The organism is Paraburkholderia sp. SIMBA_027, from assembly GCF_046535315.1.
Lineage (GTDB): Bacteria > Pseudomonadota > Gammaproteobacteria > Burkholderiales > Burkholderiaceae > Paraburkholderia > Paraburkholderia tropica.
Genome location: NZ_JAWRWY010000028.1, coordinates 18,833 through 40,621, shown reverse-complemented (window position 1 = coordinate 40,621; position 21,789 = coordinate 18,833). Strand labels below are relative to the sequence as shown.

Below are 21,789 nucleotides of genomic sequence, written 5' to 3'. Positions count from 1 at the left end.
GAAGCACGCATGCCGACGTGCACGGCGAACGCGCACCGCGCTCACCTCAAAAACGAACGACAGACCGAGAAAGGTGGAGACAATGACGCAACGCAAGGGCAAGACCATGCTCAGACGGTTGGCCGCGGCGCTCGCGCTGGCAGCGGGACTGGGCGGCTTGAGCGGATTGGGTGCGCAGACGGCGCAGGCCGCCGACGCGCACTTCGTGCTGATCAGCCACGCGCCGGATTCGGACTCGTGGTGGAACGTGATCAAGAACGCCATCAAGCAGGCCGACGAAGACTTCAACGTCGAGACCGACTACCGCAATCCGCCCAACGGCGACATCGCCGACATGGCGCGCCTGATCGAACAGGCGGCCGCGCGCAATTACGACGGCGTCATCACCACCATCGCCGACTTCGACGTGCTCAAAAGCTCCATCGGCAAGGTCACGGCCAAGAAGATTCCGCTCGTGACGATCAATTCCGGCACCGAGGAACAAAGCGCGCAACTGGGCGCGATCATGCACGTGGGCCAGCCCGAATACGTGGCGGGCCACGCCGCCGGCGAAAAGGCCAAGGCCGCAGGCGTGAAGTCGTTCCTGTGCGTGAACCACATCGCCACCAACACCGTGTCGTTCGACCGTTGCCGCGGCTTCGCGGAGGCCATCGGCGTCGACTACAAGACCTCGACGATCGACTCGGGCCAGGACCCGACGGAAATCCAGTCGAAGGTCAGCGCGTATCTGCGCAACCATCCGAACACGGGCGCGATCCTCACGCTCGGCCCGGTGCCGGCCGCCGCCACGCTCAAGGCGGTGCAGCAGATGGGCCTCGCGAACAAGATCTACTTCTGCACCTTCGACTTCTCGGACGACATCGCCAAGGCGATCCGCGCGGGCACGATCCAGTTCGCCATCGACCAGCAACCGTATCTGCAGGGCTACATTCCCGTGGCCGTGCTGGCGATCGTGAAGAAGGACCACACGACCGATCCGGCGAAGATCCGCCAGATCCTCGAAGCGAATCCGAAGTTCAAGCAGCGCCTCGAAACCTACGGACTGCAACCGTCCTATGGCCCGAAGAACATCCGCTCGGGTCCGGGTTTCATCACCAAAGAGAATCTGGACAAGGTGGTGAAGTACGCGGGTCAGTACCGCTGATCCGTCACGTCATTTCGTCAGCCACGCGCGGCGGCGGTTCGCTACACGCGACACCGACTCGCCTCTCGCCAGCCTCGCCGCGCGTCATTCACCGGGCCAGTCACGCCATCACGGCACATAGGTCCGGGACACAGGAGACATCATGGGTGTAGCCGGCAAACACTTTCCCTCGCATGCACCGGACGACGCGCAAGATCCGCGCGCGCCCCAGCCCGCTCAGGCGAGCGCCTCGCATGGCGATGAACGCGTGCGCCGCGAATCGTGGTTCGGCCATCTGCTCGGCCGCCCCGAATTCGCCGCGATTTCCGGCACCGTGCTCGTGTTCGCCGTGTTCGCGATCGGCGCGGGCGGCTCCGGCATGTTCGACCTCGACGGCGTGATGAACTGGTCGCAGGTCGCCGCTTACTTAGGCATCCTTTCCGTTGGCGCGTGCCTGCTGATGATCGCGGGCGAGTTCGATCTTTCAATCGGCTCGATGATCGGCTTCGCGGGCATGATGGTGGCGATTCCCACCATGTATTTCCACTGGCCCATCGCGCTGTCGATCGTCTTCGCGTTCGTGGGCTGCACCGCGCTCGGCGCGCTCAACGGCTACCTCGTGATGCGCACGCGGCTGCCCTCGTTCATCGTCACGCTCGCGTTCCTGTTCATCCTGCGCGGCCTCACGCTCGCGCTCTCGATCATGTTCGCCGATCGCACCATCGTCTCGGGCGTGGGCGACGTCGCGAAAGCCGACTACGTGACCAACCTGCTCTTTCACGGCACCGCGTTCAAAGGCCTGTTCGTGGCGCTCGCGCATATCGGCATCGGCAAGATGCTCGACAGCGGCCAGCCGCTCGTGCCCGGCGTGCCGAAGGTCATTCTCTGGTGGTTCGCGCTCGTGATCGTCGGCGCATTCGTGCTGGCCAAGACGCGTTACGGCAACTGGATTCTCGCCGTGGGCGGCGACTCGAACGCCGCGAAGAACGTGGGCGTGCCGGTCAAGCGCGTCAAGATTTCGCTCTTCATGCTGACCGCGTTCTGCTCGTGCCTGTTCGCGGTGCTGCAGGTGTGCGATATCGGCTCGGCCGCCGCCGACCGCGGTCTGCAAAAGGAGTTCGAAGCGATCATCGCCGCGGTCATCGGCGGCACGCTGCTCACGGGCGGATACGGCTCGGTGATCGGCGCGGCGTTCGGCGCGTTGATCTTCGGTGTGGTGCAGATCGGCATTACCTACACGAACATCGATTCGGACTGGTTCCGCGTGTTCCTCGGCATGATGCTGCTGATCGCCGTGCTCTTCAATCACTACGTGCGCCGCCGCGTCGCGCAATCGTAACGGGAGGCTCACCATGTCCGAATCACAAGACTTCGCACCAGCGGGCGCACAAAACGCGCAAAACGCGCAAACGGCGCAGGCCGCCGCGCCCGGCAGCGACACGATTCTCGCGCTCGAAAACGTCAGCAAGTACTTCGGCAAGGTCATCGCACTCAACGGCGTCACGTTGCGCCTGAAGCGCGGCGAAGTGCACTGCCTGCTCGGCGACAACGGCGCGGGCAAGTCCACGCTCATCAAGACGCTCGCCGGCGTGCACGCGCCCACCGACGGTCAATACTTTGTCGACGGCAAGCCCGTGCGCTTCGAGTCGCCGAAAGACGCGCTCGACCTCGGCATCGCCACCGTGTATCAGGATCTCGCGCTGGTGCCGCTGCTTTCCGTTGCGCGCAACTTCTTCATGGGCCGCGAGCCGCAGAAAAAGCTGTTCGGTTTCATCAACGTGATGGATCTCGATTCGAGCGCGCAGATCGCCCGGGACCGGCTCTCGGAAATGGGCATCCACGTGCGCGATCCGCATCAGGCCATCGGCACGATGTCGGGCGGCGAACGCCAGTGTCTCGCGATCGCGCGCGCCATTCACTTCGGCGCCCGCGTGCTGATTCTCGACGAACCGACCGCCGCACTCGGCGTGAAGCAGAGCTTCAACGTGCTCAAGCTGATTCACGCGGCGCGCGCGAAAGGCATCTCGGTGATCTTCATCACGCACAACGTGCATCACGCCTACCCCATCGGCGACTCGTTCACGCTGCTCAATCGCGGCCGCTCGCTCGGCACCTACACGAAAGACACGATCAGCAAGAACGAAGTACTCGACATGATGGCCGGCGGCGCCGAAATGCAGAAGATGATCGCCGAACTCGACGGCGCCACCATCTGAGCAGGCCCGCGTCCCGCACCGAACTCATCAGGAATGCTCATGGCTATCATCCCCACCAACCCGACCCGCACCACGCCGAGCCGTTTTGCGCCGGGCCGCAGCCGCGACATCGTGTGTCTGGGCCGGCTGGGCGTCGATCTCTACGCGCAGCAGGTCGGCGCGCGGCTCGAAGACGTGTCCACGTTCGCCAAGTATCTGGGCGGCTCGTCCGCGAACATCGCGTTCGGCTGCGCGCGCCTCGGCCTGCAGTCGGCGATGCTCACGCGCGTCGGCGACGACCACATGGGCCGCTTTCTCACCGAAACGCTCGCGAAGGAAGGCTGCGATACGAGCCACATTCGCGTCGATCCCGAACGTCTCACCGCGCTCGTGCTGCTGGGCATCAAGGACCGCGACACGTTCCCGCTGATCTTCTACCGCGAGAACTGCGCCGACATGGCCGTCGATCCCGCCGACTTCGACGAAGCGTTCATCGCCTCCGCGAAAGCGCTGCTGATCACCGGCACGCACTTCTCCACCGAACAGGTGAACCGCACGAGCCTCGCCGCGCTCGACTACGCGCGCCGCAACAACGTGCGCACGGTGCTCGACATCGATTATCGTCCGGTGCTCTGGGGTCTCACGGGCAAGGCCGACGGCGAGACGCGCTTCGTCGCCAGCGCGGGGGTGAGCGAGCATCTGCAGCGCATTCTGCCGAACTTCGATCTCGTGATCGGCACCGAGGAGGAGTTCCGTATCGCGGGCGGCAAGGAAGCGCTCGTCGATGCGCTCAAGCGCGTGCGCGAGGTCACGTCCGCGACGCTGCTGGTCAAGCGCGGGCCGCTCGGCTGCCAGATCGTCGAAGGCGCGGTGCCCGATTCGCTCGACGACGTGCCGATGCAGCGCGGCGTGGAAGTCGAGGTACTCAACGTGCTCGGCGCGGGCGACGCGTTCGCCTCGGGCTTTCTCTCGGGCTGGCTGCGCGACGCGCCGCTCGAAGACTGCGCGCGCGCCGCGAACGCGTGCGGCGCGCTGGTCGTCTCGCGCCACGGCTGCGCGCCCGCCATGCCCACGCCCGCCGAACTCGACTACTTCCTGAGCGAAGCGCAAGCCGACCCCGTGCGCATGCGCCGCCCCGACCGCGACGCCACGCTCGCGCGCCTGCATCGCGTCACGCCCGCGCGCAAGCGTCACGACGAAGTGCTCGGCTTCGCCTTCGATCATCGCAATCAGTTCTTCGATCTCGCGCAGCAAACGGGCGCGGACGAATCGCGCATTGCGCATCTGAAGAATCTCTATGTGGAAGCGGTCGCGCAAACCGAAAGCGCGCTCGGCCTGCAGGGCAAGATCGGCGTGCTGATCGACGACCGCTACGGTCAGGACGCGCTCAACGCCGCCACGGGCCGCGACTGGTGGATCGGCCGCCCGGTCGAGTTGCCGGGTTCCGTGCCGCTCGTGTTCGATCATGGCCGCTCGATCGGCACCACGCTCGCGAGCTGGCCCATCGGCCATACCGTGAAGTGCCTCGTGCAATTCCATCCCGACGAACCGATCGAGCAGCGTCTCGAACAGGAAGCGCAATTGCGCGCGCTCTACGACGCCGTGCAGGCGAGCGGCCACGAACTGCTGCTCGAAGTGATTCCGCCCAAACTCGACGGCAAGCCGAATCCGCCCGGCACGATCGCGCGCGCGCTCAAGCGGCTCTACAACATCGGCCTCTATCCCGAGTGGTGGAAGCTCGAACCGCTGGACGCGGCGCAATGGCGCGAGGTCGACGCGCTGATCGCCGAGCGCGATCCGCATTGCCGCGGCGTGGTGCTGCTCGGGCTCTCCGCGCCGATGGATCAATTGATGAGCGGCTTCAAGGCGGCGGCGGCCTCGCAGACCTGCCGCGGCTTCACGGTCGGCCGCACGATCTTCTACGAGCCGAGCTACGCGTGGCTCAAGGGCGATATCGACGACAAGACGGTGATCGCACGCGTGCGCACGGCGTTCGAAACGCTGATCGCCGCGTGGCGCGAGGCGCGTGCCGAAGCGCTGACCACGCAGACCGCGCAGACTCATCAAGCCGCGCGCGAGGAGAAAGCAGCATGAATCAACGCATCGCTCCGATCTCGCACGCGGCGCAGGAAAGCTCGACGAGCGTTGCGCAGCATCCGCCAGGCGCCACCGTGCGCCTGACCGCCGCGCAAGCCGTGGTGCGCTGGCTCGCGGCGCAACGGGTGGCCTGCGAGGACGGTTCGGGCCGCACCGAACCGCTGTTCGGCGGCGTGTTCGCGATCTTCGGCCACGGCAACGTCGCGGGCCTTGGCGAAGCGCTCTATCAATATCGCCACGAATTGCCGACGCTGCGCGCGCACAACGAGCAGGCGATGGCGCACAGCGCGATTGCCTATGCGAAAGCGCATTTCCGCCGCCGCATGATGGCCGTGACGACCTCGATCGGCCCCGGCGCGACGAACCTCGTCACCGCCGCGGCGCTCGCGCACGTGAACCGTCTGCCGCTGCTGCTGCTGCCCGGCGATATCTTCGTGTCGCGCGAACCCGATCCGGTGCTGCAACAGATCGAGGATCAGCAGGACGGCGGCCTCTCCGCGAACGACGCGCTGAAGCCGGTCTCGCGTTACTTCGATCGCATCGTGCATCCGGCGCAATTGCTGAGCGCGTTGCCGCGCGCGCTGCGCGTGCTGACCGACGCCGCGCAGTGCGGCCCCGTCACGCTCGCGCTGCCGCAGGACGTGCAGGCCACCGCGTGGGATTACCCGGCCAGCTTCTTCACGCCGCGTCTCGTGAACTTCCATGCGCCCGCGCCCATCGCGAGCGAAATCGACGTGGCGCTCGCGCAGTTAAGCCGCGCGCGCCAGCCGCTGATCGTCGCGGGCGGCGGCGTGCTTTATGCGCGCGCGTCGGAAGCGCTGCGAGCGTTCGCCGCCGCGCGCGGCATTCCCGTCGCCGAAACCCAGGCGTGCAAAGGCGCGCTCGCGTGGGACGACCCGCTCAACGCGGGCGCGATCGGCGTGACCGGCTCGCCCGCCGCCAATGCGCTCGCGCGCGACGCCGATTGCATCCTCGCCGTCGGCACACGCCTGCAGGACTTCACGACGGGCTCGAACACGCTGTTCGCGCACGCGAGCATCGTCAGTATCAACGCGAACGGTTTCGACACGCTCAAGCTCGACGCGATCGCCGTGCAAGCCGACGCGAAGCTCGCGATCGCCGCGCTCGACGCGCAACTGAATGCACATCTCGACGGCTGGCGCGCCGACGCCGCGTGGACCGCGCAAGCCACGCGTCTCGCCGATGCGTGGCGCGCGAGCGTGACAGCACTCACGCACGCGCAGCAGGAACCCGACACCCTGCCCTACGACGCCGATGTGATCGGCGCCGTGCAGCGCTCGTCCCCTCGCTCGGATACCGACGACATCGTCGTGTGTGCGGCGGGCACGCTGCCGGCCGAACTGCACAAGCTCTGGCGCGCGGGACGCCCCGGCGCGTATCACGTCGAATACGGCTATTCGTGCATGGGCTACGAGATCGCGGGCGGCCTCGGCGCGAAGCTCGCGCGACCCGAGCGCGAAGTGATCGTGATGGTCGGCGACGGCAGCTATCTGATGATGAACAGCGAAATCGCCACCTCGGTGATGCTGGGCGCGAAGCTCATCATCGTCGTGCTCGACAATCGCGGTTACGGCTGCATCAATCGTCTGCAACAGGCGTGTGGCGGCGCGCCCTTCAACAATCTGTTCGACGATTGCGCGCAAGGTCCGCTCGGCGCGCCGCAGATCGACTTCGCCGCGCATGCGCGCGCGCTCGGCGCAGAGGCCGAGCACGTCGCGAACGTGGCCGAACTGGACGCCGCGATGCAACGCGCGCGCGCGGCGACGCGCACGTATCTCGTGTGCATCGACACCGATCCGGCGCGCACCACCGAGGAAGGCGGCTGGTGGTGGGAAGTGGCGGTGCCGGAAGTGTCGCCGCGCGCGGCGGTGCGCGAGGCGCGCGAGCGCTACGTACAGCAGACCGCGGAACGTCACGCGCACGCCTCGCACGCGTCAGACGACGACGCCCCCACAAACGAAGCATGAAGCACCCGACGCTCCACAGATCGAGGAACGCACATGAGCGCATTTGAAGTACGCATCGGCATTAATCCGCTGTCGTGGATGAACGACGACCTGCCTTCGCTTGGCGGCGAGACGCCGCTTTCCACGGCGCTGACCGAAGGCCGCGAGATCGGCTACGAGGGTTTCGAACTCGGCAACAAGTTTCCGCGCGAGCCGCAGGCGCTCAAGACACTGCTCGCGCAATACGATTTGTCGCTGGTGTCCGGCTGGTACTCCGGCATGCTCGCGAAGCGCAGCGTGCCGGAGGAAATCGCCGCCGTGGATCGCCATCTCGATCTGCTCGCGCAGAACGGCGCGACGGTGATGGTCTATGGCGAGGTCGCCGACTCGATTCAGGGCGCGCCGCGACCGCTCTATCAGCGACCGCGTTTTTTCAGCGAGCAACAGTGGGACGCATACGCGGAGCGCGTGGACGCCTTCGCTCGACATACGCTTTCGCGCGGCGTGCGGCTTGCGTATCACCATCACATGGGCGCGTACGTGGAAACGCCCGCCGACGTCGACAAGCTGATGGCGCGCACGAGCGATGCCGTGGGCCTGCTGTTCGACGCGGGCCACATTACCTTCGCGGGCGGCGACCCGGTCGCGGAACTCGACAAGCATATCGCGCGCGTGTGCCACGTGCATTGCAAGGACGTGCGCCCCGCCGTCGTGAAGCTCGCGCGCAATCGCAACTGGAGTTTTCTCGATGCGGTGCTCGCGGGCGCGTTCTCGGTGCCGGGCGACGGCGCCGTGGATTTCGCGTCGATCATCGCGAAGCTCAAGCAGCATGGCTATCGCGGCTGGCTCGTCGTCGAGGCCGAACAGGACCCCGTGATCGCGCCGTCGTATGCGTATGCGCAGAAGGGTTATCGCACGCTGCGTTCGCTGGTCGATTCGGATACCGAAACACTTTCTCGAACGAAGGAGGCAGCATGAGCCTGCTCGTGAAGGCCGCGCGCGAAGGCCAGACGATCGCGCGCGTCACGCCCGCCAGCGCGGGCTGGCGCTATGTCGGGTTCGCCGCGTACCGGCTCGGCAAGGATGAACTCGTCTACGTGCACGAGATCGACCGCGAGAGCTGCATCGTCGTGCTCTCGGGCGCCGTGGATATCGAAGCCGATGGTCAGCGCTATTCGAGCCTCGGCTCGCGCGACAGCGTGTTCGAGGACGCCGCGCCGGTCGCGCTCTACGTGCCGCCGGGCGTGAAAGCCGTCGTGCGCGCGACGCGCGACGCCGAAGTGGGCGTCGCGAGCGCGCCCGCGAAAGGCACGCTGCCCGTGCGCCTGATAGAGTCCGCGCAGATGAAGCGTTCGACGCGCGGCAAGAGTGCGAATACGCGTTACGTCTGCGATATTCTTCCGCAGACCGAGCCTGCGGAATCGCTGCTCGTGGTGGAAGTGCGCACGCCGTCGGGGCATTCGTCGAGTTATCCGCCGCACAAGCACGACGCCGATCGCCTGCCGCAGGAAAGCGCGCTCGAAGAGACCTACTACCATCGCCTGAATCCGCCGCAAGGCTTCGCGTTCCAGCGCGTCTACACCGACGCGCGCGATCTCGACGAAACCCTCGCCGTGGAAGATCACGACGTCGTGATGGTGCCGCGCGGCTATCATCCGGTGGTCGTGCCGTACGGTTACGACTCGTACTATCTGAACGTGATGGCGGGCCCCAGGCGCGAATGGCACTTCCATAACGATCCCGCGCACGAATGGATCATCGAGCGCGACGCGAAATAGCTGCGACATAAACGCGTCACGATGCAAAACGCCGCGTAAAACGCGGCGTTTTCTTTTCCACTTACGCGATCGCTCGCGGACGATCCGTCACGCCAGATGGAACTTGCCGACCAGCCGCTTGAGCACCTTCGCCTGATCGTCGAGCGACTGCGCCGCGGCCGTCGCTTCTTCCACGAGCGCCGCGTTCTGCTGCGTGCCCGAATCCATCTGCGTGACCGCGCGGCTGATTTCTTCGATGCCCGCGCGCTGCTCGCTGGACGCCGCCGAAATCTCGCCGATGATGTCGTTCACGCGGCGCACCGCCTTCACGACTTCGTCCATCGTGTTGCCCGCGTCGGTGGCGAGCGTCGACCCGTTCGCCACGCGCTCGACCGAGGCGCTGATCAGCGTCTTGATCTCCTTGGCCGCCGCCGCGCTGCGCTGCGCGAGATTGCGCACCTCGCCCGCGACCACCGAGAAACCGCGCCCTTCCTCGCCCGCGCGCGCCGCTTCCACGGCCGCGTTCAGCGCGAGAATATTAGTTTGAAACGCGATGCCCTCGATCACGCCGATGATGTCCGCGATGCTCTTGGCGCTCTCGTTGATCTCGCCCATCGTCGCGACCACACGGCCCACCACGGCGCCGCCCTTCTCCGCGATCTGCGAGGCGTTGCCCGCGAGCGTGCTGGCCTGCTGCGCGTTCTCCGCGTTCAGGCGCACGGTCGAGGTCAGTTGCTCCATGCTGCTGGCCGTGCGTTCGAGCGCGACGGCCTGTTCCTCGGTGCGCTGCGAGAGATCGAGATTGCCGGTCGAGATCTGGCCGGACGCGGCGGCGATGGCCTCCGCGCTCGCGGCGATTTCCGCGACCGTCGTCGAGAGACCTTGCTGCATGTCGCGCAGCGCGCCGAGCATGCTGTGCGCGTCGCGCTCGCGCACGACGACCGGTTGCGCGAGATCGCCGGAAGCGATGCGCGCGGCGATGGCTTTCGCATGCGCGGGCTCGCCGCCGAGCGCGCGCGACAGCCGCCGCACGACCCATTCGCTGACGAAGAACGCCACGACGAACAGCGCGATCGTGGCCGCCGCCATCATCACGAACGACGACTTGAAGATGAACGCCGACGCCGCGATGGTCGCCTTGGCCGCCGCGCCGCGTTGCTCGACGAGTTGATCGACGAGCTTTTCGAGCTTTTCGGTTTCGACCAGCAGCGAGACGTCCTGGGTGCCGACCTGCCAGCTCATCTGCGACAGATCGAGCGGCTGCGCCTTCACGAGCGTGACGAAGTCGCGCAGATGGCCGCTCCAGGTCTGCATGGCATCGGAGAACTGTTTCTGCGAGGCGAGCGCGTCGGCGCGCGCGTGGCCGCTGCCGGCGTGGGCGGAGAGATCGTCGAGCACCTTCATTTCGTCGACGATCGCGGACAGATCCTTTTCGATGCCGTCGCCGAGTTCGTCGCGTTCCTTCGCCGTGGTCGCCGTGAGCAGCATCTTCTGCGCGCGGCTCGCGCGCAGCACGTGACCGCGCGCTTCCTCGGCGGCGCGGCTCGCGACGTGCCCCTGTTCGTAGATCGATTCCGTGGAATCGTTGAGGCGGCTGATCTGCGTGAGCGAGAACGCCCCAATCGCGAGCGTTCCCACCAGCACCACGGCGAACGCGAGACGCAGCGTCGCTTTCACCGAGAGGTGCGAGGCGGTGTCCGCCGCCGCGCGCTTCCTGCTCTTGCCCTTGCCTTTACTGCCACCGCGCCCCGTTGCGCCGTTTGCGCCTGGCGCCCCCAATTCGTCCGGCACGAACCCCGCATGGCGGCTCGCTTCAGTCATTGCTCGCATCGTTATCGGTCTCCAGCTTGTTGTACGACGTGCGCCGCGCCGGCTGCGTCCAGGCTCTCCGATATCCGCCCAAACCCGCCGACGCCTCTCGCTGAGCGCTCGTGGCGACTCATGCATGGCGCAACGCCTCAACTCCGGTCAACGGCACGGCGCCGCGCGATCTTTAGCGTGTCGCACTGGCGTCGTCGTCCGCGTACCGGCCCCGTAATGTCGCGGAAATGTTCGCGCATCTTCGCGGGTTATAACCGGCCAAAATCCGCCGCCAAAATTGCCGCGACAAATTTCCCGTTTGCGCGAGACGCCTGCGGCAAGGCGTCGCGGCGGAATCGCGGCGATCGGTGTCCGAATCGCGACAAAACTTGTCCGTACGATTCTTCCAAGACACATTACACTGCGCTTCATAACTCCTATATACGACCCTTTCATGCCGTTGCCGCATTGATTGCCTCGCGCATTCAGCCGGCGTCCGCTTGATGCTCTCCTGCCAAAGACATATGGAAACCAGCCTCGACAAGCGCGCCCTGTCCGGCGCCGCCGCTGCGTCCGCAGCGTCCACCGCCACACCTTCCGCCGCGCCGGCCGTGCAGCGCACGGTCTACAGCGTGCTCGGTGCGATCAGTTTTTCGCACCTGCTCAACGACATGATCCAGTCGCTGATCCTGGCCATCTATCCGATGCTCAAGGACAACTTCGCGCTGTCGTTCACGCAGATCGGCCTGATCACGCTCACGTACCAGATCACGGCGTCGATGTTGCAGCCGCTCGTCGGCGTCTATACGGACAAGCGCCCGATGCCGTATTCGCTGCCCGTCGGCATGGGCTTCACGCTCTGCGGCCTGCTGCTGATGTCGGTCGCGCCGAGCTTCGGCGTGCTGCTGGTCGCCGCCGCGCTGGTTGGCTGCGGCTCGTCGGTGTTCCATCCGGAGTCGTCGCGGGTTGCGCGCATGGCCTCGGGCGGCCGCCACGGCCTCGCGCAGTCGCTGTTCCAGGTCGGCGGCAACGCGGGCTCGTCGCTCGGACCGCTGCTGGCCGCCGCGATCATCATTCCGCATGGTCAGCGCAGCATCGCGTGGTTCTCGGTGGCCGCGCTGGTGGCGATGTTCGTGCTCACGCAGATCGGCCGCTGGTACAAGGCGCATCCGAATCTCAAGAAGAAGCGCGCCGAAGCGCCTGCCGTCGCGCTCTCGCGTGGACGCGTGGCGATGGCCATCAGCATCCTCGTGCTGCTGGTGTTCTCGAAGTACTTCTACCTCGCGAGCATCAACAGCTACTTCACGTTCTATCTGATCGACCGCTTCCATCTGCCCGTGCAGGCCGCGCAGGTGCACCTGTTCGTGTTCCTCGCCGCCGTGGCCGCGGGCACGATCATCGGCGGCCCGGTCGGCGACCGCATCGGCCGCAAGTACGTGATCTGGGGTTCGATCCTGGGCGTCGCGCCGTTCACGCTGCTGCTGCCCTACGCGAACCTGTTCTGGACCAGCGTGCTCACGGTGATCATCGGCATCGTGCTGGCCTCGGCGTTCTCGGCGATCCTCGTCTACGCGCAGGAACTGATTCCGGGCAAGGTGGGCATGGTCGCGGGCCTGTTCTTCGGCTTCGCGTTCGGTCTCGGCGGCATCGGCGCGGCCGTGCTCGGCCAGCTCGCGGATGCCACCAGCATCACGTTCGTCTACAAGGTCTGCTCGTTCCTGCCGCTGATCGGCATTCTCACGGTGTTCCTGCCCGACGTCGAAGGGAAAAAGAAACGCGCGAAGGCCGCTGCTTAAACCGCGCTGCGCGCGTCGCACCGAAAACGGCCGGCTGCCTGCGAAGGCGCCGGCCGTTTTTTCGTCGACGATCCGCGCCGCTTGCATTGGCCGCGACTTCGAACCATGCTGGAAGCCTCTGCCTTCGAGACGTTCGCGCGAGGTCCGCCATGCAGCTTTCCACGGTTGAAATCGTCAAGCCCGAAGCGACCAACTTCATCCTCGGGCAATCGCACTTCATCAAAACGGTCGAGGACCTGCACGAAGCGCTGTACGGCGCGGCGCCGGGCATCGCGTTTGGGCTGGCCTTCTGCGAGGCATCGGGCAAGCGCCTCGTGCGCCGCTCGGGCACGCACGAAGCGCTCGTCGACATGGCGACCGATAACGCCCTGCGCATCGCGGCGGGCCACAGCTTCATCGTGTTTCTCGGCGACGGCTTCTTTCCCGTCAACGTGCTCAACGCGGTCAAAGCCGTTCCCGAGGTGTGCCGCATCTTCTGCGCGACGGCCAATCCGACCGACGTGCTGATCGCGGAAACCGATCGCGGACGCGGCATCGTCGGCGTGGTGGATGGCGCGCCGCCGCTCGGCGTCGAGACCGACGACGACGTGCGCTGGCGCAAGGATCTGCTGCGCGCGATTGGGTACAAGGCGTGAGCGCCGGGTCCGTCACACATTCGCCGATGACATCGACACCGCTCACGTCCGCCACGCTGCGCGCCGCGCTCGACGCGCAAACGCGCCACGCGCTGCAATGCGGCGCGCTGCAACCCATCGACACGGTCCTCACGCATCTCGACGACGGCGGCGTGCGTTTCGCCGTGCGCCAGGTGTCGAGCCTCGCGCGCAAGGAGATGGCGCGGCGCACCGAGGCCATTGAAAGCAGCGCAACGCGCCGCAACCCATTTCTGCCCTGCAACGACGATCTGTGCGTCGGCACGCTCTCGCCGACGCATCTCGCGCTGCTCAACAAGTACAACGTGATCGACGATCATCTGCTGATCGTCACGCGGCGTTTCGTGCCGCAGGAAGCGCTGCTCGATCTAGACGATTTCGCGGCGCTGCTCGTCGCCTTGCGCGGGTTCGACGCGCTCGGTTTCTACAACGGCGGCGCGGCGGCGGGCGCGAGTCAGCCGCACAAACATCTGCAGGCGGTGCCGTTGCCGCTCGATGATGTGACCGAAACCGCGCTGCCGATGGAAGTTTTATGGCAATCGGCGCTAGTCAAAAGCGGCATCGCGCGCGTGCCGGGCTTGCCGTTCGCGCACGCACTCGCCGCGCTCGATCTGCTGCAAGGCAGCGCCGACGAGGCCGCGCGGCATGCGTGGCGCACCTATCGCGCGCTGCTCGATGCGGTGGGAATCGGCGCGATCGACGTGGAAGGACTCGCGCATCAACGTGCGCCCTACAACCTGCTCGTCACGCGGCGCGGGATGCTGGTGGTGCCGCGCACGCAGGAATGCGTGGACGGCATGTCGATCAATGCGCTCGGTTTCGCGGGTTCGCTATTCGTGCGCGACGCGCAGCAGCGCGCCGCGCTCGCGCACATCGGACCGATGACGGCGCTCGCGCGCGTCGCTCAACCTCGTTGAGCACGCAACGATCTCAACCGACGCCGAGCCATTCGCGCACGATGTCCTCGCGCTGCGCGAGTTCCGCCGGCGCGCCCTCGAATACGATGCGGCCATGCCCCATCACCGCGACGCGATCGGCGAGCGTCGGCGCGAGCGCGAGCCGCTGCTCGATCAGCAGCACCGCGACGCCGCGCTCGCGCAACGCGCGCAGCGCATCGCCGACGCGCGCGGTCATCTGCGCGGACAATCCTTCGGCCGGTTCATCGACGATCAACAGATCGGGATCGCCCATCAGCGCGCGGGCCAGCGCGAGCATCTGCTGCTCGCCGCCCGAGAGCACGCCCGCGCGCGCCGCGCGCCGCTCGTGCAGGATCGGGAACAGCGCGCGCGCTTCGTCGAGCGTGAAGCGCGGCGTGCGGCGGCCGCGCTTCACGACACCGAGCCGCAGGTTCTCGTCGACGCTGAGCGTGGGGAAAACGTCGCGCTGCTCCGCCACGTAGCCCAGGCCGAGGCGCGCGATCTCGAAGGTCCGCAGCGGCGCGAGATCGACGCCAGCAAAGCGGCGCACGCCATCGGCGGCGACCATCGACATCAGCGCCTTTGCAAAGGTCGAGCGCCCCGAGCCATTGCGGCCCGCCAGCGCCACGATTTCGCCCGCGTGGATGCGCAGATCGACGCCATGCAGCACCTGGCTCGCGCCGTACCACGCGCGCAGGCCCGCGACGTCGAGCAGTAACGATCTCGTCGTGCTCATGACGATGCCGCGCCGAAGTCGGCGCCCAGATAGGCCTCGCGCACGGCGGCATCGGCGCGAATCGCCTGCGGCGTGCCGGTGGCGATCACGCGGCCTTGCACCAGCACCGAGACGCGATCGGCGAGACCGAACACGGCGTCCATGTCGTGCTCGACCAGCAGCAGCGTCTTGCCCGCCGTGGTCGCGCGGATCAGCGCCAGCGCGCGCGCGGCTTCGGCGCGGTTCATGCCTGCCGTGGGCTCGTCAAGCAGCAGCGTCTGCCCGCCGCCCGCGAGCGCGAGGCCGAGGTCGAGCGCGCGTTGTTCGGCGTAGCTCAGCGTCGCCGCTTCGCGTTCGGCGGCATGCGCGAGGCCGATGGCGTCGAGCACGTCTGCGGCGCGCGCGTCGGCCTGTGCGGAGCCGAACCAGCGCGCCGCGAAGCCCGCGCCGCCGCGCAACGAGGCGAGCACGGCGCAGCGCAGGTTCTCGCGCACCGAGAGACGCGCGAACACGCTGGTGGTCTGGAAGCTGCGCGCGAGGCCACGGCGCGCGAGCGCGGGCGGGCCGAGCCGCGTGACGTCGCGGCCGTGCAGTTCGATGCGGCCCGCGCTCGCGCGCTGCTCGCCTGCGATCAGGCTGAAAAGCGTGGATTTGCCCGCGCCGTTCGGGCCGATCAGCGCGTGACGTTCGCCCGCGCGCACGTCGAGATCGACGCCGCGCAGCACGGGCGTCGCGCCAAAACGCTTTTCGATACCGCTCAGCCGCAGTGCGATCGTCATGGCTGCGCCTCCGGGTGAGCGACGTTCGCGCCGAAGCGCGCGCGTCGCAGCGCAGAGGCGCGGCGTGCGGCCAGCCAGGCGATTGCACTGAACACGCCGATCGCCGCGCCGAGCGACCACTGCGCATGCGTGGACAGCGCGGCGAAGGCGTTGGCCGACGCATCGTCGTCGCCGAAACGGATGGCGTAGGCCCACTGCACCGCGAGCACGAACGCGAGCGAGCCGCTGATCGCTGCGAGCAGCGCCAGGCACCACGGCGCGACGCAGGCCCGCCAGCCGGTGCGCGCGAGCGTCGCGCGTTCGCGCGCGGCGAGGCCCGCGAGACCCTCGGGCGCCATCAGCACGACGACGATGAAAAACACGCCCACGTAGAGCATCCACGCGCGCGAGAGGCTCGCCACGCCCACGCTGAACGCCACCCACACGAGCGCGCCGAGCACCGGGCCGAAGAACGCGCCCGCCCCGCCCGTCACCGTCGCGATCAGCACGGCCGCCGAACGCATCATGCCGACGCTCTCGGCCGCGGCGAGTTCGACGTTGATGAGCGCGAGCGTGCCCGCAACGCCCGCGAACGCCGAGCCCAGCACGATCATCGCGGCCCGCACGCGCGCGGGCGACGCGCCCAGCGACGCGGCGCGCCGCGGGTTGTCGCGCACGGCGTTGGCGAGGCGCACGAACGGCGCGCGCGACAGCACGCGCATCGCCACGCACGCCGCGAAACACCACGCCGCGATCAGCCAGTACGCCTGACGATCAGGGCCGAAGCTCCAGCCCGCGAGCGCCGGGCCGCTCGCGCGATCGATCGGCACGCCGGCCTCGCCGCCGAACCAGCCGGGCAGCGCCCACGCCGCGGCGGCGACCAGTTCGCCGAGGCCGAGCGTGATCATCGCGAACGCGGTGCCCGCGCGGCGCGCGGCGACGCAGGCCGTCAACGCGCCGACTGCCGCGCCCGCCACGCCGCCGATCACGGGCAGCAGCGGCAACGCCATCGCGTAGCGGTTGAAGCAATGCGCGGCCGCCAGTGCGCCGAGCCCGGCCGGCACGGCGTGGCCGAACGAGAGCAAGCCGGTCTCGCCGAGCAGCAGGTTGTACGAGAGCGCGAACACGATCATCGCGGCGGCTTGCGCGAGGCAGGCCAGCAGCCAGCCTTGCGGCGCGCCCGACGGCGAAAGCCACGCCGAAACGAGCGGCGGCGCGACCAGCAGCACCGCGAGCGCGAGCCACATCAGCGCCGAAACACGCGTGTGCGGCGTGCGAGCGAAGGGGCGATCGGCGTGAGGTTTGGCGCGCATGGCGTCACGCATCCTCGCCGCGCCGGCCGAACAGCCCTTGCGGACGCACGGCGAGCATCGCGACGAGCAACAGATACGGCAGCAGCGGCGCGGCCTGCGCGAGCGTGAGCGCGCTCCACGCGGGCGCGAGCGTCACGCCCGCGCGCGCGGCGAGCGCACCGAACGACACGTCGCTCGCCACCGCGAAGGTCTGCAGGAAACCGACTGCGAGCGACGCCACGAACGCGCCGCCGAGCGAGCCGAGCCCGCCCGTCACCACCACCACGAACACGATCGAGCCGACCGATTCGGCCATCGCGGGCTCGACGACGAACAGCGGCGCGGCCACCACGCCCGCCAACGCCGCGAGCGCGGTGCCGAGCGCGAAGACCAGCGTGCGCACGCGCGGCACGTCGTGGCCGAGCGCTTCGACGGCGGCCGCGTGCGTGAGCGCGGCGCGCACGACGAGGCCCGTCTGCGACACGCGCAGCGCGACGAAAATCAGCAGCAGCATGGCCGCCGACATCAGCATCGCGAACCCGCGATAGCGCGAGAACGCCGCGCCGCCGAAAGTGAACAGCGGACCGTCGAGCCACGCGGGCACGGTCGCCGCGAGCGGTTGCAAACCCCAGACGAGCTTGACGATTTCGCCGATCGCCCAGGCCGCGCCGAACGTCAGCAGCAGCGCATTCAGCGGACCGCCGGGCCGCGCGCGGCGCAGCAGCGCGACTTCGAACAGCGCGCCCACGAGTCCGGCCGCGAGCGGCGCGAGCACGAGCGCCCAGCCGAAGCCGCACCAGCCCGCGAGCGTCACGCCCAGATACGCGCCGAGCATGTAGAAGCTCGCGTGCGCGAAGTTGAGCACGCCGAGCATGCTGAAGATCAGCGTGAGCCCGGCGGAGAGCAGGAACAGCAGCAGGCCGTAGCTCGCGCCGTTGAGCGTATCGATGAGAAAGGCCTGCACGACAGCGTGTCGATGTGCGCGGCGGCTAGCTTCGTGCGCTGGTGTCGGCGTCATCCTCGACGACGAGCGGCGCGAGCGCCGCGCGCAACGCGTCAGGCAGCGCTTTCACGGGACGGCGCGTCTCGCGATCGACATAGACGTGCACGAAATGGCCCTGCGCGGCGGGCGTGGCGTCGCCCTCGCGAAACAGGCCGACCTCGTAACGCACGCTCGACGAACCGAGCCGCGCCACGCGCAGCCCCGCCTCCACGCGATCGGGAAAGACGAGCGGCGCGAAGTAATTGCACTGCGTCTCGACCACGAGGCCGATCGTCTCGCCGTGCTCAATGTCGAGCGCCTGCGCGCGGATCAGATACTCGTTCACCACGGTATCGAAATAGCTGTAGTAGACGACGTTGTTGACGTGTCCGTAGACGTCGTTGTCCATCCAGCGCGTGGTGATGGTGAGGAAGTGGCGATAGCCGGAACGGTCACGGGCGAGCGGTCGGTTCATCGGATCGGGAGCATGAGGTTGAGAAAGCCTGCGCGGGCACAGGCGGCATGACGGCGCGCCGGACTCACTGCCCCGGCCGCTCGACGAACTCGAACGGCAGGCCGCGACGGCGCATCCATTCGCCGAGCGCCTGACCGGTGCCCGCGCGCCAGGGCCGCAGCTTCGCGGGCTCGACCAGACGGTATTCGAGCAGTTCCGGCGACAGCGCGATCGTGCCCGTCGCCTTCACGTGATACGCGATGATCAGTTCGTTCTTGCGGATGAATTCGTAGACGCCGATCAGCTCGACGCTCTGGGCGTGCAGCGAGGTTTCTTCGAGCACTTCGCGCGCGATGCCCTCTTCGGGCGTCTCGCCGTTTTCGAGGAAACCGGTGATCAGCGCGAACATGCCCTCCTGCCAGGCCGCGTTGCGCGCCAGCAGAATGCGCCCTTCATATTCGACGATGGCCGCCACGACGGGCAGCGGATTGTCCCAATGCGTGTAGCCGCAGACAGGGGCCGGACAGGCGCGGCGCACGCGGCCGCCTTCGTGCGCCGCGTCGGCGCGCTCGATGAGACGCGAGGCGCAGCGCGGGCAAAACTGGTATTCGCTCATGGCTCGATGGATTCGCAGGGCACAGACGCAGGAAGCAGGCGCGGGACACAACCGCGCCGCCGCGAGCCGCCCGGTGGGCGCGCGCAGGCGGCGCGAAGCAGCCATTTTAGTGCGCTATCGGCGTTGGCGTGCGAGCGGGCTTCGACGGGCGTGGACGTGACGGCGCGCAGCGGCGCAACATTCCACGAAACACGTTCACCAAATGGCGGGAGATGCGGGAGGCGCCTGGCGATCCTGACGAAACCGGCGGTGCCGCTCGACCCGTTTCAGGCGCGCGAACGCAGCGCGCGCCAAACGAGCCCCAGCGCGCCGAGCACGAGCGCGGCGGCGGCGAGCGCGAGCGAACTCGTGAACGAGCCGCTCGACGCCGCCAGCGGCGCGGCCACCAGCGGCCCGGCGATCTGGCCGATGCCGTAAGCGCCCGTCGCGTAGCCCATCAGCGCGGCCGCGTGTTCGCCGCGCAGCAGGCGCGCTTCGCGCATCGCGAACAGCGTAATCGCCGTGAACGGCAAGCCGATCAGCACGCTGCCGAAAGCGAAGCCTGCGGCGTTCGGCCAGACGATGCCGAGCGCGATCCCGAGCGCCTGCAATACGTACGAGACGGCCAGCATCAGGCGGTTGTCCCAGTGCAGCGGCAGACGCGCCGCCGAGAGCGCGCCCACGATCAACGCGACGCCGAACATCGGCCAGAACAGGTCGGGCCACATCGAGCCCGGCAGAGCGTGGCGCGCGATCACCGGCAAGAAAGTCGCCGTGATGATGTAGCCGAAGCCCGGCACGCCGTAGAGCAGGACGAGCCAGAAGGCGTCGGCGCGGTTCGACGTGCTGCCACTGCCGGAAGACGTTGCGGCTTGCGCCGAAGCGGCGGACGCAGTCGATGCAGGCGATCCAGACGCTGCCGCTGACGTCGCCGCCTCGCCCGCCTCGCGCGTTTCATCGCCGAAAACGGGCCACACGCAGACCGCGATCAGCACGCACACCAGCCCGAACCCGAGCCAGCCGACGCGCGCATCGATGCCGCCGAGCGCGCCCGCCGCGCTCACGGCCAGCCCCGTCAGCGCGATGCCGACGCCCGGTCCCGTGAAGATCACGCCGCCCCACTCGTGCGCGCCCAGTTGCGCGAGCCGGCGCAGTCCCCATTGCGACGCGAACACGAAGGTCGCCGCACTCACCGCGCCGCCCAGGAAGCGCACGATGGCCCAGATCCAGAACGCGTGCGTGAGGCCCATGACGAGCGTGAGCAGCGCCGTCGCCGCCAGCCCGGCGCGCACGACGCGCGCGGGCGCGAAACGCAGCGCCGCGCAGCCGACCGCGCCGACGAAGTAGCCCGCGTAGTTCAGCGACGCGAGCCAGCCGCCGTGTTGCAGATCGAGTCCGCCGCCGTGCAGCATCAGCGGCAGGAGCGGCGTGAACGCGAAACGTCCGATGCCGAGCGCTGCGGCGAGCGTCGCCATGCACGCGAGCGCGGCGCGTCGGGCGGCATGCGGGCGGCGGGCGGTCTGGGAGCCGGAACGGCGGGCGGCAAGGTCGGTCATGATCGGCGAAACAGGGCGGAGAAAAGTCGAGAAAACGGGGCGGCATGGGCGACGCGAGGCGGCATCGCGCAACGAGGTTTCCCAGCATGGTAGTCGCTGAAAACCTTCCTTAAAAATGAATTATGATGAACGAATCATTCCCGTTTAGAGAACTATCATGGATCTCGCCGAGCTCGCGATCTTCCGGGCCGTCGTCCGCGAAAACGGCGTGACGCGCGCCGCCGCCAAGCTCAACCGCGTGCAGTCGAACGTGACCACGCGCATCAAGCAGCTCGAGGAGGAGCTTGGCACGCCGCTGTTCACGCGCAACGGCCGCCGCCTCGTGCTCACGCCCGCCGGCGAAACGCTGCTGCCCTACGCCGAACGGATGCTCGCGCTCGCCGATGAAGCGCGTCACGCGCTCAAGGCGGCGCGGCCGGCGGGGCGGCTGCGGCTCGGCACCATGGAAAGCGCTGCCGCGAGCCGTCTGCCCGGCGTGCTCGCGCGCTATCACCAGGCATGGCCCGACGTCACGCTCGAACTGGAAACGGCCACGACTGGCTGTCTGATGGAGCGGCTGCGCGAATTCGAGATCGACGCCGCGCTGGTCGCGACGCCGTTCGCGGGTCCGCCCGCCGCCGACGTCTTCGAGCACGTAAGCGTTTATCGCGAGGAACTGGTGATGATCACGCCGCGCGGGCATCGGCCGATCCGCCAGCCGGGCGACGTCGCGCTCTCGACGCTGGTCGCGTTCGAGCGCGGCTGCGCGTATCGCAACTACGTGGAGGCGTGGTATCTGGAGCACGGCATCCGGCCCACGCGCGTGCTGGAGCTCGGCTCGTATCACGCGATCGTCGCGTGCGTGGCGGCAGGTGCGGGCGTGGCCGTCGCGCCGCGCTCGGTGCTCGATCTGCAGCGCAATGCCGACGACATCGCCGTGCATTCGCTCGGCACGCTCGGCCAGATCGACACGCTGCTTGTCTGGCGGCGCGGGCATCTGTCGCCGGCGCTCGATGCGCTGAAGTCGGCGTTGCTTGCGCATGCGCGCGGTGAAACGCACACGCCCGCCGAAGCCGCCGCGGCGGCTGTGGCCTGAAGCACGCGCGCTCGTCGGCACAAAAACAAAAAGGGCTGCCCTTGCGGACAGCCCTTT

The 21,789-nt window shown here is 68.0% G+C and carries 19 protein-coding genes; 11 read left to right on the top strand and 8 right to left on the bottom strand.

What is annotated here, in order from left to right; genetic code table 11:
* Positions 1-82: 82 nt before the first annotated feature.
* The 7 genes from SB764_RS35315 to iolB all read left to right on the top strand — a co-directional run bounded on the left by SB764_RS35315 (position 83) and on the right by iolB (position 9,160).
* On the top strand, positions 83-1,144 hold the full coding sequence (locus tag SB764_RS35315; protein ID WP_074987446.1) for a sugar ABC transporter substrate-binding protein: 1,062 nt from the start codon (positions 83-85) through the stop codon (positions 1,142-1,144).
* Between the two features lie 142 nt (positions 1,145-1,286).
* Positions 1,287-2,462, top strand: coding sequence for an ABC transporter permease (locus SB764_RS35310; protein WP_065065876.1), 1,176 nt, complete (start codon positions 1,287-1,289; stop codon positions 2,460-2,462).
* A 13-nt stretch (positions 2,463-2,475) separates the two neighbouring features.
* A complete protein-coding gene (locus SB764_RS35305) occupies positions 2,476-3,339 on the top strand; it encodes an ATP-binding cassette domain-containing protein (protein ID WP_244144456.1) in 864 nt (287 codons plus the stop codon).
* A 39-nt stretch (positions 3,340-3,378) separates the two neighbouring features.
* Positions 3,379-5,412, top strand: a complete 2,034-nt coding sequence (locus SB764_RS35300; RefSeq protein ID WP_065065901.1) for a bifunctional 5-dehydro-2-deoxygluconokinase/5-dehydro-2-deoxyphosphogluconate aldolase — start codon at positions 3,379-3,381, stop codon at positions 5,410-5,412.
* Entirely contained in the window at positions 5,409-7,403 is a 1,995-nt protein-coding gene (gene iolD / locus SB764_RS35295; RefSeq protein WP_410866189.1) for a 3D-(3,5/4)-trihydroxycyclohexane-1,2-dione acylhydrolase (decyclizing), read from the top strand. The genes SB764_RS35300 and iolD overlap by 4 nt, the downstream gene beginning before the upstream one ends.
* Before the next feature lie 33 nt (positions 7,404-7,436).
* Positions 7,437-8,360: a myo-inosose-2 dehydratase gene (gene iolE, locus SB764_RS35290; protein WP_074987449.1), complete on the top strand. Its 924-nt coding sequence runs from the start codon at positions 7,437-7,439 to the stop codon at positions 8,358-8,360.
* Entirely contained in the window at positions 8,357-9,160 is an 804-nt protein-coding gene (iolB, locus tag SB764_RS35285; protein WP_110329546.1) for a 5-deoxy-glucuronate isomerase, read from the top strand. The genes iolE and iolB overlap by 4 nt, the downstream gene beginning before the upstream one ends.
* Positions 9,161-9,247: 87 nt before the next feature.
* Here the strand turns inward: iolB and SB764_RS35280 are convergent, their stop codons facing one another.
* A complete protein-coding gene (locus tag SB764_RS35280) occupies positions 9,248-10,960 on the bottom strand; it encodes a methyl-accepting chemotaxis protein (RefSeq protein WP_373681713.1) in 1,713 nt (570 codons plus the stop codon).
* A 503-nt stretch (positions 10,961-11,463) separates the two neighbouring features.
* Here SB764_RS35280 and SB764_RS35275 point away from each other — a divergent pair.
* The 3 genes from SB764_RS35275 to SB764_RS35265 all read left to right on the top strand — a co-directional run bounded on the left by SB764_RS35275 (position 11,464) and on the right by SB764_RS35265 (position 14,305).
* Positions 11,464-12,735 (top strand): MFS transporter, encoded by a 1,272-nt coding sequence (locus SB764_RS35275; protein WP_065065882.1) that lies wholly within the window; start codon positions 11,464-11,466, stop codon positions 12,733-12,735.
* A 149-nt stretch (positions 12,736-12,884) separates the two neighbouring features.
* Positions 12,885-13,370, top strand: a complete 486-nt coding sequence (locus tag SB764_RS35270; RefSeq protein WP_065065883.1) for an adenosine-specific kinase — start codon at positions 12,885-12,887, stop codon at positions 13,368-13,370.
* 26 nt (positions 13,371-13,396) lie between these two features.
* Complete coding sequence (locus SB764_RS35265) at positions 13,397-14,305, top strand: ATP adenylyltransferase family protein (RefSeq protein ID WP_410866188.1); 909 nt, start codon at positions 13,397-13,399, stop codon at positions 14,303-14,305.
* Positions 14,306-14,318: 13 nt separating this feature from the next.
* On the opposite strand, the gene SB764_RS35260 is transcribed toward SB764_RS35265, so the two are convergent.
* The 7 genes from SB764_RS35260 to SB764_RS35230 all read right to left on the bottom strand — a co-directional run bounded on the left by SB764_RS35260 (position 14,319) and on the right by SB764_RS35230 (position 20,657).
* Positions 14,319-15,041 carry an ABC transporter ATP-binding protein gene (locus SB764_RS35260; RefSeq protein WP_410866187.1) on the bottom strand — a complete coding sequence of 241 codons (723 nt, stop codon included), beginning with the start codon at positions 15,039-15,041 and terminating at the stop codon, positions 14,319-14,321.
* Positions 15,038-15,799 (bottom strand): ABC transporter ATP-binding protein, encoded by a 762-nt coding sequence (locus SB764_RS35255; protein ID WP_124262264.1) that lies wholly within the window; start codon positions 15,797-15,799, stop codon positions 15,038-15,040. Before SB764_RS35255 ends, SB764_RS35260 begins: the two co-directional genes overlap by 4 nt.
* Positions 15,796-17,091 carry a branched-chain amino acid ABC transporter permease gene (locus tag SB764_RS35250; RefSeq protein WP_321905926.1) on the bottom strand — a complete coding sequence of 432 codons (1,296 nt, stop codon included), beginning with the start codon at positions 17,089-17,091 and terminating at the stop codon, positions 15,796-15,798. Before SB764_RS35250 ends, SB764_RS35255 begins: the two co-directional genes overlap by 4 nt.
* A 4-nt stretch (positions 17,092-17,095) precedes the next feature.
* Positions 17,096-18,034, bottom strand: coding sequence for a branched-chain amino acid ABC transporter permease (locus SB764_RS35245; RefSeq protein ID WP_410866186.1), 939 nt, complete (start codon positions 18,032-18,034; stop codon positions 17,096-17,098).
* A 25-nt stretch (positions 18,035-18,059) separates the two neighbouring features.
* The gene (locus SB764_RS35240) at positions 18,060-18,527 is read right to left on the bottom strand and encodes an acyl-CoA thioesterase (RefSeq protein ID WP_110329553.1); all 468 of its coding nucleotides are present in this window, start codon (positions 18,525-18,527) and stop codon (positions 18,060-18,062) included.
* A 64-nt stretch (positions 18,528-18,591) separates the two neighbouring features.
* Positions 18,592-19,122, bottom strand: a complete 531-nt coding sequence (locus tag SB764_RS35235) for an NUDIX domain-containing protein (protein ID WP_065065890.1) — start codon at positions 19,120-19,122, stop codon at positions 18,592-18,594.
* A gap of 266 nt (positions 19,123-19,388) precedes the next feature.
* The gene (locus tag SB764_RS35230) at positions 19,389-20,657 is read right to left on the bottom strand and encodes a YbfB/YjiJ family MFS transporter (protein WP_410866185.1); all 1,269 of its coding nucleotides are present in this window, start codon (positions 20,655-20,657) and stop codon (positions 19,389-19,391) included.
* A gap of 157 nt (positions 20,658-20,814) precedes the next feature.
* On the opposite strand from SB764_RS35230, the gene SB764_RS35225 reads away from it, so the two are divergent.
* Positions 20,815-21,732: a LysR family transcriptional regulator gene (locus SB764_RS35225; protein ID WP_110329555.1), complete on the top strand. Its 918-nt coding sequence runs from the start codon at positions 20,815-20,817 to the stop codon at positions 21,730-21,732.
* Positions 21,733-21,789 lie beyond the last annotated feature (57 nt).